Annotated in this window: 8 protein-coding genes; 5 read left to right on the top strand and 3 right to left on the bottom strand. The window is 72.2% G+C overall.

Translation table 11 applies throughout. The features are described from left to right. Positions 1-48 precede the first annotated feature (48 nt). From gcvT to FVS66_RS28525, 4 genes are all read left to right on the top strand, one after another. Complete coding sequence (gcvT, locus tag FVS66_RS28540; protein ID WP_149184109.1) at positions 49-1,179, top strand: glycine cleavage system aminomethyltransferase GcvT; 1,131 nt, start codon at positions 49-51, stop codon at positions 1,177-1,179. Positions 1,180-1,300: 121 nt separating this feature from the next. Beyond that, on the top strand, positions 1,301-1,675 hold the full coding sequence (gene gcvH, locus FVS66_RS28535; protein WP_149184108.1) for a glycine cleavage system protein GcvH: 375 nt from the start codon (positions 1,301-1,303) through the stop codon (positions 1,673-1,675). Between the two features lie 34 nt (positions 1,676-1,709). Next, entirely contained in the window at positions 1,710-2,966 is a 1,257-nt protein-coding gene (glyA, locus tag FVS66_RS28530) for a serine hydroxymethyltransferase (protein ID WP_149184107.1), read from the top strand. A gap of 188 nt (positions 2,967-3,154) precedes the next feature. Beyond that, a complete protein-coding gene (locus FVS66_RS28525; RefSeq protein WP_149184106.1) occupies positions 3,155-4,522 on the top strand; it encodes an L-serine ammonia-lyase in 1,368 nt (455 codons plus the stop codon). On the opposite strand, the gene FVS66_RS35265 is transcribed toward FVS66_RS28525, so the two are convergent. After that, entirely contained in the window at positions 4,509-4,943 is a 435-nt protein-coding gene (locus tag FVS66_RS35265) for a hypothetical protein (RefSeq protein WP_187645730.1), read from the bottom strand. The two genes, FVS66_RS28525 and FVS66_RS35265, sit on opposite strands and share 14 nt — an antisense overlap. Positions 4,944-5,139: 196 nt before the next feature. On the opposite strand from FVS66_RS35265, the gene FVS66_RS28515 reads away from it, so the two are divergent. Further along, on the top strand, positions 5,140-6,150 hold the full coding sequence (locus tag FVS66_RS28515) for a response regulator (protein WP_149184105.1): 1,011 nt from the start codon (positions 5,140-5,142) through the stop codon (positions 6,148-6,150). Positions 6,151-6,154: 4 nt separating this feature from the next. Here the strand turns inward: FVS66_RS28515 and FVS66_RS28510 are convergent, their stop codons facing one another. Together FVS66_RS28510 and FVS66_RS28505 are read right to left on the bottom strand one after the other, a co-directional pair. Continuing rightward, complete coding sequence (locus FVS66_RS28510) at positions 6,155-8,746, bottom strand: sensor histidine kinase (RefSeq protein WP_149184104.1); 2,592 nt, start codon at positions 8,744-8,746, stop codon at positions 6,155-6,157. Then, entirely contained in the window at positions 8,743-12,189 is a 3,447-nt protein-coding gene (locus tag FVS66_RS28505; RefSeq protein ID WP_149184103.1) for a hypothetical protein, read from the bottom strand. The genes FVS66_RS28510 and FVS66_RS28505 overlap by 4 nt, the downstream gene beginning before the upstream one ends. Positions 12,190-12,240: the final 51 nt, after the last annotated feature.

The following is a 12,240-nucleotide window of genomic DNA, read 5'->3' as shown; positions in this document are numbered from 1 at the left end:
TGGGGAGGACCGTCCTCGTCACCATGCCCCGGACCTGGGAGCCCCTTCATGAGTACTTCCCCCCGCCATACGGCCCTCGATGCGCTGCATCGTTCGCTGGGCGCGACCATGACCGACTTCGCCGGCTGGGACATGCCGCTGCGGTACGCCAGCGAGCGCGACGAGCACCAGGCCGTACGCACCAGGGCGGGTCTGTTCGACCTCTCCCACATGGGTGAGATCACGGTCACCGGCCCGCAGGCGGCGGACCTGCTGGACCACGCGCTCGTCGGCAACATCGGCGGTGTCGGCGTGGGCCGCGCCCGCTACACGATGATCTGCCGCGAGGACGGCGGCATCCTGGACGACCTGATCGTGTACCGGCTCCAGGAGCGGGAGGCCGGGTCCTCTCACTACATGGTCGTGGCCAACGCCTCCAACGCCCAGGTCGTGCTGGACGCGCTGACCGAGCGGGCGGCGGGCTTCGACGCCGAGGTGCGCGACGACCGCGACGCGTATGCGCTGATCGCCGTCCAGGGCCCCGAGTCCCCCGGCATCCTGAAGTCCCTGACCGACGCGGACCTGGACGGTCTGAAGTACTACGCGGGACTCCCGGGCACGGTCGCGGGTGTGCCGGCGCTGATCGCCCGGACGGGGTACACCGGCGAGGACGGCTTCGAACTGTTCGTCGAGCCGCGGCACGCCGAGCCGCTGTGGCGGGCGCTGACGGAGGCAGGCCAGGGCGTCGGCCTGATCCCGTGCGGCCTGTCCTGCCGCGACACGCTCCGCCTGGAGGCGGGCATGCCGCTGTACGGGCACGAGCTGACCACCGCCCTGACCCCGTTCGACGCGGGCCTCGGCCGGGTCGTGAAGTTCGAGAAGGCCGGCGACTTCGTGGGCCGGGCCGCCCTGGAGGCCGCCGCCGAGCGGGCCGAGACCGCGCCGCCGCGCAAGCTGGTCGGCCTGGTCGCCGAGGGCCGCCGGGTGCCGCGCGCCGGGATGGCCGTGGTGGCGGACGGCCGGGTGATCGGCGAGGTCACCTCGGGCGCCCCGTCGCCGACGCTGGGCAAGCCGATCGCCATGGCGTACGTGGACGCGGCGCACGCCGCGCCCGGCACCTCCGGCGTCGGCGTCGACATCCGCGGCACCCACGAGCCGTACGAGGTCGTGGCGCTGCCGTTCTACAAGCGCCAGAAGTGACACGCTCGCGAGAGAGCACGCCTCCGGGCGGCACGCTCGCGACGCCCGCGGCGCCGGACGTGATCCCGCGCACCCCCTCCCCGTTCACCACCACTCCCCCGCGTACAGGAGAATCCAGGTCATGAGCAACCCCCAGCAGCTGCGCTACAGCAAGGAGCACGAGTGGCTGTCGCCCGCCGAGGACGGCGTCGCGACGGTCGGTATCACGGAGCACGCGGCGAACGCCCTGGGCGACGTCGTGTACGTCCAGCTCCCCGAGGTCGGCGCCACGGTCACCGCGGGCGAGACCTGTGGTGAGCTGGAGTCCACCAAGTCCGTCAGCGACCTGTACTCGCCGGTCTCCGGTGAGATCGTCGAGGCGAACCAGGAGGTCGTGGACGACCCGTCGCTGGTGAACACCGCTCCGTTCGAGGGCGGCTGGCTCTTCAAGGTGCGCGTCGCGGAGGAGCCGAAGGACCTGCTCTCCGCCGACGAGTACACCGAGTTCGCCGGCTGACCAGCCCGACACCCAGACCCCTAGGGACCGCGTGATGTCGCTTCTGAACACCCCTCTCCACGAGCTGGACCCGGACGTCGCCGCCGCCGTCGACGCCGAGCTCCGCCGTCAGCAGAACACCCTGGAAATGATCGCCTCGGAGAACTTCGCTCCGGTCGCGGTCATGGAGGCCCAGGGTTCAGTCCTCACCAACAAGTACGCCGAGGGCTACCCCGGCCGCCGCTACTACGGCGGCTGCGAGCACGTCGACGTGGTCGAGCAGATCGCCATCGACCGCGTCAAGGCGCTGTTCGGTGCCGAGCACGCCAACGTGCAGCCGCACTCCGGCGCCCAGGCCAACGCCGCGGCGATGTTCGCCCTGCTCAAGCCGGGCGACACGATCATGGGTCTGAACCTCGCGCACGGCGGGCACCTGACCCACGGGATGAAGATCAACTTCTCCGGCAAGCTGTACAACGTCGTCGCCTACCACGTCGACGACAGCGGCACCGTGGACATGGCCGAGGTCGAGCGCCTCGCCAAGGAGTCCAAGCCGAAGCTGATCGTGGCCGGCTGGTCCGCCTACCCGCGCCAGCTGGACTTCGCGGCGTTCCGCCGGATCGCGGACGAGGTCGGCGCGTACCTGATGGTCGACATGGCCCACTTCGCGGGCCTGGTCGCGGCCGGGCTCCACCCGAACCCGGTCCCGCACGCCCATGTGGTCACCACGACCACGCACAAGACCCTGGGCGGCCCGCGCGGTGGCGTCATCCTGTCGACCCAGGAGCTCGCCAAGAAGATCAACTCGGCGGTCTTCCCGGGTCAGCAGGGCGGCCCGCTGGAGCATGTCATCGCGGCGAAGGCGGTCTCCTTCAAGGTCGCGGCGAGCGAGGACTTCAAGGAGCGCCAGCGGCGCACCCTGGAGGGCGCGAAGCTCATCGCCGAGCGCCTGGTGCGGCCCGATGTCACCGAGGTGGGCGTCTCCGTCCTCTCCGGCGGCACGGATGTGCACCTCGTCCTGGTCGACCTGCGCAACAGCGAGCTCGACGGCCAGCAGGCCGAGGACCGGCTCCACGAGATCGGCATCACCGTCAACCGGAACGCCATCCCGAACGACCCGCGGCCCCCGATGGTCACCTCGGGCCTGCGGATCGGCACCCCGGCACTGGCCACGCGCGGCTTCCAGAAGGACGACTTCGCCGAGGTCGCCGACATCATCGCCGAGGCGCTCAAGCCGTCGTACGACGCGGACGCGCTGAAGGCCCGGGTCACGGCGCTCGCCGACAAGCACCCGCTTTACCCCGGCCTGTAAGAGTTACGTAGGTTACAGACCGAATTGCGGGGCACCGCGCACACTGGCTTCGGTGAGTGCGGTGCCCCGTTCCATGCCCCACCCCGCACCCCACCCCGCACCCCACACCCAGCCCCACGCCCCACGCGCCCCACCCTCCCGCACCACCCCGGCAGACAGCGGCGTCTACCAGCCCCAAGGAGTCACCCGTGGCCATCTCGGTCTTCGACCTGTTCTCGATCGGCATCGGCCCGTCCAGCTCCCACACGGTCGGCCCCATGCGGGCGGCCCGGATGTTCGCGCGCCGTCTGAAGAACGAGGGCCTTCTCGCCCACACCGTCTCGATCCGGTCCGAGCTGTACGGCTCGCTCGGCGCGACCGGCCACGGCCACGGCACGCCCAAGGCGGTCCTCCTCGGTCTGGAGGGCAACTCACCCCGTACCGTCGACGTGGAGACCGCCGACGAGCAGGTCGAGCGGATCAGGACCGACAAGCGCATCAACCTCCTCGGTGTGCACGAGATCGGCTTCGACTTCGACGAGGACCTGGTGCTGCACCGCCGCAAGGCCCTGCCGTACCACGCCAACGGCATGACCCTGTGGGCGTACGGCGCCGACGGCGCGACGCTGCTGGAGAAGACGTACTACTCGGTCGGCGGCGGGTTCGTCGTCGACGAGGACGCCGTCGGCGCGGACCGGATCGTGCTCGACGACACCGTCCTGAAGTACCCCTTCCGCACCGGTGACGAGCTGCTCCGCCTCACCCGCGAGACCGGCCTGTCGATCTCCGCGCTGATGCTGGAGAACGAGAAGGCGTGGCGCACCGAGGACGAGATCCGCGAGGGGCTGCTGGAGATCTGGCGGGTCATGCGGGAGTGCGTGGCGCGCGGTATGTCCCGTGAGGGCATACTGCCGGGTGGTCTCAAGGTCCGCCGCCGTGCCGCGAACACCGCGCGCAAGCTGCGCTCCGAGGGCGACCCGCTGGCGCTCTCCATGGAGTGGATCACGCTGTACGCGATGGCGGTGAACGAGGAGAACGCGGCGGGCGGCCGGGTCGTGACCGCCCCGACGAACGGCGCGGCCGGCATCATCCCGGCGGTGCTGCACTACTACGTGAACTTCGTGCCCGGCGCCGACGAGGACGGTGTGGTCCGCTTCCTGCTCGCGGCGGGCGCGGTCGGCATGCTGTTCAAGGAGAACGCGTCGATCTCCGGCGCCGAGGTCGGCTGCCAGGGCGAGGTCGGCTCGGCCTGTTCGATGGCGGCGGGCGCGCTCGCCGAGGTGCTGGGAGGCTCCCCCGAGCAGGTGGAGAACGCCGCCGAGATCGGCATGGAGCACAACCTCGGCCTGACCTGCGACCCGGTCGGGGGACTCGTCCAGATTCCGTGCATCGAGCGCAACGGCATGGCCGCCGTGAAGGCCGTCACGGCGGCGCGGATGGCGATGCGTGGCGACGGCAGCCACAAGGTGTCCCTGGACAAGGTCATCAAGACCATGAAGGACACCGGCGCCGACATGTCCGTGAAGTACAAGGAGACGGCGCGCGGCGGCCTCGCGGTGAACATCATCGAGTGCTGAGGCCCTCGGGGGTGTCGGGCTCCTCCCGGGTCTCAAGGACCCCGGAGGTCCCGGCGGTCCCGAAGGTCTCAAGGACCCCGGAGGTCCCGGCGGTCCCGAAGGTCTCAAGGACCCCGGAGGTCCCGGGGGCCCCGGGGTTCCCGGCAGCCCCGGGGTTCTCGGGCGTCCCGGGGTTCTCCGTGCTCTCGGCGGGGGCGGGCTGCTGGCCCAGGAAGAGCATGCAGGCGAACTTGAGCACATCGCCGCGCACGCCGTCGCTCTTGCGGGAGAACCACTCCAGGACGAGCAGCTTGAGCAGGACGACGGCGACGAGGACTGCGGCGCCGGTGGCGACGCTCTGCAGCGGGGTGAGGCCGGCGATGTGGGCCGTGAGGGAGCCGGTGCCGGCGGCGGCACAGGTCTTCCAGAACGCTGAGGACATGGCGGTTTCACTCCTGGGAGAGGTGGGGTCCGGCCCGTCGGGGCCGTCGGGCCTGCTGCCCGTGCCCCCAGGAAACCGACGTTTTCTCAGGCGCTCCACGAGCAGCGTTCTCAAGCTGAACTCAGCGCTGTCACAGCTCCCCTGAGTTGCATTCAGTTCAGGTTGAGATGTGTTTCTCCAGGGCTAGCATGAGGCCATGAGGGTCGGAGTTCCGGAACAGGACAGGCCGTATGTCGCCGCACTCGGCGAACTGATCGTGGAGAGCCGCACCGGGGGACGGACATCCCTCGGCGGGGTGGCGGCGGCCATCCTCTTACGGCTGTTGTTCGTGCGGGGCCAGTTCGTGTCCGCCGAGAACCTCAAGGGGATGCTGCCGAACGGCGGGGCCGCCGGCGCCGTGCACACGCACATCGGCAAGCTGAACGCGGCCCTGAAGGAGCACGGTGTCGCGCTCCCCAGGTCGGCCTCGGGCGGCTACCGGCTGCCGAAGGGCATGCTCGGTCTGGATGTGCTCGAATTCCCCGGTCAGGTGGCGTCGTTGGGGGACCCGGTGGACGCCGGCGAGGTGGCCCGTCTGCTGGCGATGTGGCGCGGGGACCCGCTGGAGATTCACCCCCTGGTCGAGGCCAGGCACTGGAACGAGGCGCTCAAGGCACGGCGTGACCTGATGGCCCGGGTGTCGGAGCTGTTCCGGCGGGGGGTGGAGGTGGACGGCTGGAACACGTTCGCGGACCGGTTCGGCGGCGACCCGGCGGTGAAGGCGGCGGACGCGCTGCACCCGGCTCCACGGGCCGTGCGCAGACGGCGGCTGCTGATCGTGGAGGACGACCAGCACATGTGCCGGGAGCTGGAGACGTTGTTCGGCGACTGCGACACCACCGTGGTGAGCGACCTCGACGGATATCACCGGCTCATGGCCGGCGATCCGCCGCGGTTCCACGGCGCGCTGGTGGACCGCCATCTGACCCCGCGCAACACCGACCATCACGGCTACCACGTACTGCGGGACCTTCAGAAGCGCGGCATACCGCGGATACTGATCACCGCGTACTTCCCCAGCGGAAACGTGCGGCAGAACCTCCGGAATCTCACCGAACGCTTCGGACTCTCGGACATCGTCACCAAGGCGGACAGGGCCGACGGGTCGTTCGACAACCTCCATGTCCGGGAGGTCGTCGACCGCATGCTGGGCTCGGGCCCGGAATGACCTCTCAGCGCTGCGGTGCGGTCTCGGTCACCGGCAGCTCGATCCGTACATGAGCTCCCCCCAGGTCCGCTGAGCGCGCCAGGAACGTCAGCGTGCCGTTGTGGTCGACGATGAAGTTCCGTGCGAAGGCGACGCCCCGGCCGCTGCCCTTCGGCACGGCCGGCGGCGGGCCGCTCACCCGGCCGTTGAGGAACGGCAGCCAGATCTCGGGCACTCCCGGCCCGCTGTCCTCGACGTCGATACGGGCGACGGGACCACCGGCGCCCCCGCGCCCCCGGGCCGGCAGACCGAGAGTCACCCGGACCGTGCCCTCGGGGCCGACCTCCCGCAGTGCGTTGTCGAGCAGATTCCCCATCGCCATCTTCAGGAGCTGATGGCTGGCCCAGACGAGCACCTCCTGGTCGGTGTGCGGGACGAAGGCGACGTCGACGCCGGCGGGCGCCGCGGTCAGCAGCCCCAGGCAGTGGCTCTCCAGCTCGGCCCGCAGGTCCAGCCGCTGCTTGGTGTTGAGGTCGTCGTACAGCCGCTTGGGGTCGCGGGCCCGTGCCTCCGCCAGCTGGCCCTCCTCCACGGCCCGCAGCGCGCCCTCCAGCTCGACGCGCCGCGGCTCCGAAAGATCCTCGCGCTCCAGCATCCGCTGGATGGTGGCCGCCGCTCCGGCCAGCCGGTTGACCATGGTGTGCTGGTACGACTCACGTACCTCCAGCAGGCCGAGCACCGCGCTCTCCTCGCTGCGGTCCCTGCGGCCGTACAGCTCCCGCACGTCCTCGTCGAGCCGGGCCTCGACGCGTCGCGGTTCCGGGCCGACGAGGAGGGCGGCCAGACCGGGGCCGTTCCAGCGATAGCGGCCGTCGCCCGGCTCATGGCGCAGGAAACCGGCGGCGGCCACCCGGGACAGGGCGGCGCCCAGCTCCATCGGCGGACTCCCCGCACCGGACGCGTACGAGCCGACCACCGCCGCGATGTCCTCCGCCGACAGCGTCAGGTCCGGCTCACCACGCACGAGCAGCAGCACCGAGCGCAGGGCGGCGGCCGCCTCGCGGTCGGAACCGAGGAACGACCGCTCCACCACCGCGTCGTGGAAGGCTGCCTGGGCGTCCGGGTCGGCGCGCCACTCCTCAAGGGCCTCCGCCGTCAGCTCGTAGGGCCGGCCGGTGTCCGGGAGGAGGCCCACCAGGGCGGCGCGCAGTGCCACCGGGTGGCCGTCGGTGTCGTACAGGAGCATGTCCACGACCGCGTCGGTGTACCGGACGCCGAGGAGGTCCAGCCACCAGGCGAGGTCCTCGTGCTCCTCGTGCGGATGTGCCGCGGGTCCGGAGCGGTCGTCCGGCAGCCGTTGCCGGCCGGCGACATCCACGACGCGCAGGCCCCGGCCCATGGCGCGCAGGACGTTGACGGTGCGGTGACCTCGCGGGGTGGCCCGGCCGTGCCGGTCGGGAGCGGCGAGCTGGAGCACCGTACGCGCGTCGAGCACCGCCACTCCGGGCGGGCTGCCGTTCCGTTGGGCCGCCGTGGCCTGCGTCCTGAGCACCAGCCAGGCTCCGGGCGTGTCCTCGTCGAGCGTCTCCGGCACCCAGTCGTCCGGGCCCACATACAGACGGAGCTTGCGGGGCAGGGCGAGCTGGGGGATGCGCTGGTAGTCGGCGACTCCGGAGAGCCAGGTGACGAAGCCGCTGCCGCACTCCTCCACCTGGTGCCGCGCGGCGTCGGCGCCGAGGTGGGTGTCGAGGGCGTTGGCGAAGTTCCGTACGTTCTCGACGCACATGTTCCGGTGCAGCTCGGTGAGCGCGTCGATCAGCTCGATGCCCGACCGGTCGCGCGGCCGCCACTGGCTGCCGAACTCCGGGCGGGTGCTCACCGAGCCGCCGTACCACGCCAGCGCCTCGTGCAGCGGCACATCCGCCCAGGGCCAGATCCGCAGCTGGGGGACGGTGAGCGGACCTCCGACGGCGTCCGGGGACGGCCCCGCGTCCAGCAGTCTTTCGGCGGCGACCAGTTCTCCCTGGCGCAGACAGTTCCGGACGGCCTGCTCCCAGTCGGCGCGGGCCGCGCCGAGTGCGTCCGCTCCCGCCGAGGACCAGCTGTCCTCCTCCAAGGCGGCGGCGAGCCGGTCCTCCAGTGCGGCCACCCGGCGGCTCTCGGCCTTCTTGAGGTCTCCCTGCCAGCTGTCCAGGGCCTTCTCGGCATCGGCCCACCGGATCTCCGCCAGTGATTCCAGGCCCTGCGGGGGCTGGTCGGCCAGGCCCGCGCGGACAGCGCGCCGCGTCAGCCGGTCGAGGCGCCGGCCCAGCCGGGCCTTCGCCTCGGCGACGGCGGCCTCCACGACTGCTTCCGTGCCGGTGCGGCCCGGTACCTGCCGGGCCGCCGCGAACTCGCCCCGCTCGATCAGCGCCCGTACGGCGTGCTCGGGGTTCTCCACGGGGTGGGCCAGCCCGTCGGCGATCGCCTCGGCCATCTTGTCGGGGCCGACCGGCGTCCCGCCGTCCGCACCGTTCAGCAGGGCCAGCAGCTTCGGGTAGCGCCAGCGCTCGGCCCAGCGGGTCGCGAGGTCGCGCGGAACGGTGGAGGTCCCGGTCTCGTCCTGCGGTGCGGTCATGCGGAGCCTCCCCAGACGGCGATGTCGGTCAGCCGGTCGAGCATGGCCCGGGCGAGCACGGGCTCCGGGCCACCCAGGCCGTCGGCCGCGGCGACGGCCTGGGGCAGCAGCGAGGCCAGTTCGCGCGCCACCGGTACGTACTCGGCGAGTCTGCGGGTGCCGGCCGGGCTGTCCGCGTCCAGGAGCGCGACGAGTTCCGCGGCGCATTCGGCGATCTCGGTGAGCCGGGCCACGAAGTTGAGCCGCTGGTTGCTGATCAGCAGGGGGAGTTCGTGCGCGGTCTCCACCGAGCGGGTGGCCCGGTCCAGGATCCGGTCGACGTCGGAGGCCGGGTGCGCGGCCTGCCACTGCCGCAGGGCCTGGGCGTCCCGGGTCTCGAGGGGTTCCTTGAGGCGGCCGAAGTCGCCGTCGGGGCGGAAGAGCTGGGCGTGGGTGCGGATGCCGGACTGGAAGCGGAAGGTGACCTGGGCGGCGCGGCCGTGCAGCCGGGCCAGCTCCTCCCAGGCGCGGGCGAGTTCGGCCCGGTGCCGGGCGCCGTCGGCCTGGGCCCGCAGTTCGGCGACGGGTACCGGGCCGAGCGTCCGTGCGTCCCAGTGGCTCCGGCCGAGTCGGCAGAGGGCCCGCCACGGGTCGGCGAGGTACTGCTCCAGCAGCTCCAGCGCCTCCGCCGCGGCCTCTGCCCGGTCGGAGGTCAGGATCTCGGCCACGCACAGCGACACCAGGGCGGCGGCCTCGGCGTCCGCCCACGGCCTGGACTGCAGCAGGGCCTCCTCGGCGGTCACGGCCGCCTCCAGCATCGCGTCGTCGAAGAGCGCGTCACCGCGAGCGGCGGCGGCCAGCGCCAGCGGCAGGCGTGGCCGGGTGTGCTCCCCGGGGACGGCGGCGCGCAGCACCATGGCCTCGACGAACATTCCGCGCTCCCAGCAGTCCCGCATCAGCCAGCGGCGCCAGGTGCGGATCTCTGTACTGCCGCCCGTCATCTTCCCGGTCGCGTACGCGGCCGCCGGGCGCAGCACCGGGCGGTACGCCTCGTGCTGCCCGAGGGTGTCGAGGAGCGCCCACACGGCGTCCGGTCCCTGGTCCATGACCTCCTCGACACAGTCGCGGACGACTCGTGCCACGGCGGCCGGATCGCCGGAAGGGGCCTCCTCCGCGACGGCGTTGACCAGTCGCTGGGCCCGTCCGACCGCGTCCGGCACGGTGCCCTCGGGGCCGGCGACGACGGTCGGCCCGGTGGACTCCGCCGGCTCGGGGGCGTCGTGGTCCAGGGCTCCGTGCACGGCGGCGGCCAGCTGGCCCGCCGTGCGCTGGTCGATCACCCTGAGTCCGATCTCGCTGGGGCGGCGGGACACACCCGGTGCCTGGCTGCCGAGGTCGAGCAGGTCGAAGCTGCCGACCAGCCCCTCGTCGTCGCTGACCATGACGCGGGCGTTCGTCGCCTGCTGCACGACCTTGAGGCCGTGCCCGCCGAAGTCCGCCTTCAGCGCCGCCAGCAGCCGGCGTGGACCCTCGGCGACCCCGGTCGACCTGGTCGGCCGACCGTGGGCGATGGTCACCTGCACGCCCGCCCGCAGCAGCTTGTCCACGGCCTGGGAGGCGCGGGAGTCGAAGGCGTCCGGGCCGACGCGGGCACCCGACAGCAGCAGGCGGAACCGGCTGTGGCGCAGCGCCTGCCACAGGGTCTCGCGGTGTGCCCCGTCCACCTGCACGGCGGCCCAGGGCAGCGTACGGGCCTCCAACTCCCTGCGCAGGGCGGCCGCGTACTCGACCCACGCCTGGCCCCACACCACGACCACGGCCTCGGACGGCGGTGTGCCGTCGGTGGTCTCGGCGGGTTCCGCGGGGAGCTCGGGGAGCCGGGGGTTCCAGGCGGTGGACCGCTCGTCGGCTCCCTCCGCTCCCTCCGCTCCCTCCGCGGCCTCGGGGGCCTCCGCGGCGGCGGCTTCGGAGAAGTCGCTGTGCCGGGTGCGGACCTTCTGGCCGACCGAGTAGTCCGGTACCGCGGTCCTGGCCCAGCGCAGCAGCCCTTCCACGGGGTCGCACGGCCCGGGGGTCGGGGCGTCGATCCGTACCCCGATCTGCCGGGCCCGGTTCTGCCGGTCGCGGCCCTCCCTGCCGTGCCGCGGGGGTGGCGGACTCAGGAAGCGGTGGCTCGTGACGAGGGCGGCGCGGTCGTCGCTGACCGCCAGACAGGCGTGGGTGCGGCTGGGGCGGTAGGTCCACACGAGCTTGCCGCGGCCCGCCCGCCGCAGGGCGTTGAGGAGGTTCCGTACCTTCTCCGGGAGTTCGTCGCCGTGCTTCTCTCCCCACAGCAGCACCACCTGTACGCCTCTCATCAGCGCCTGCCGGAGCTGCTCGGAGATCGCGTACAAGGGTTCGTAACCGATGGCGGGGCAGGCCAGCACGAGCTGTCTGGAGGCGCTCTGGATCAGGTCGACAAGGGCCTCCCGGTGCTCGTCCCCGTCGACCAGGACACGGGTGCCGACCTCGGAGGCGACGCGCAGCCGAAGCAGATCCGTCACCTGGCGGCCCTGCCGGGCGAGTTCGTTGTGCCGGGTGTGGTGGGTGCCCGGGTCCGAGGCCGCCGCCCCGGCGGCGGCCTGTTCCAGTCGGTCCAGGGCCGTCTCCAGCGAGGGCGACTCGACGAACTGGCTGTTCGCGGCGCGCCGGACCTGGGTGGTGAAGGTGCTGGTCGGCCGGAGTTCGAGGAGTTCGGTGATCCTGCCGAGTGCGCGCAGCCGGCTCTCGGTGGGAAAGGTGGCGTCGTCCGAGGAGAGCCGGATCTTCTCCGCGTCGTTGTCCCACCCGACGATGACGTTCAGTGGCAGGTAGCGGTGCTGCGGCGGCGGCCGCAGGGCCGCCGGCACCAGCTGGGCGGTGAGCACCCGTTGTGCCCGGGCGTGTGTGGCCGACCGGCGCTCCTGGCGCCGCTCCTGCCGCAGGTACTCGTGCAGGGCGTCGGCCAGCTCGGCCTGGGTGAAGTTCTCGTCGGCGGCCCACTGGTCCAGCACGGGGACGACGTGGTGGCCCTCCTGCGGGCGGAGGTAGCCGTTGACCGGCATGAGGGTGCCGGTGAGCGAGTCGACCATGAGGGAGTACTCGGCGCTGTGCACCTCGGCTCCCGCCAGTTCGTGCAGCGTCCCCTGCGCCGCACGGCGCCGGACGTGGTCGGCGGCGCGTACCACGCCCCGGGCGAGATCCAGTGTGATGTAGTTCTTGTGCCACAGGTCGGAGATGATGTCGAGCGTGAGGCGCTGGCCGAGGCCGAGGCCGCGGGCCAGCTCGTCGGCCCCGTAGTCGGCGGGCTCACCCTGGCCTTCGGCCTCGTGGAGAGTGAGCTTCTTCAGGACGATCTGCTCGATCGGGGAGACGAACCGGCCGTATCCGAGCGTGACCCGGACCGGCACCACCAGGCAGGGCACGCTGACCGTCAGATTTCCCATCGCTGTTCCTCCCCCGTCCCCACCGCTCCGGCCGCCCCCACCGCTCCGGCC

Origin of the sequence: Streptomyces sp. TRM49041 (genome assembly GCF_008271805.1) — a bacterium.
Taxonomy (GTDB): domain Bacteria; phylum Actinomycetota; class Actinomycetes; order Streptomycetales; family Streptomycetaceae; genus Streptomyces.
Note: the sequence above shows the minus strand (reverse complement) of the source record. Positions and strands in the feature narration are given on the sequence as shown.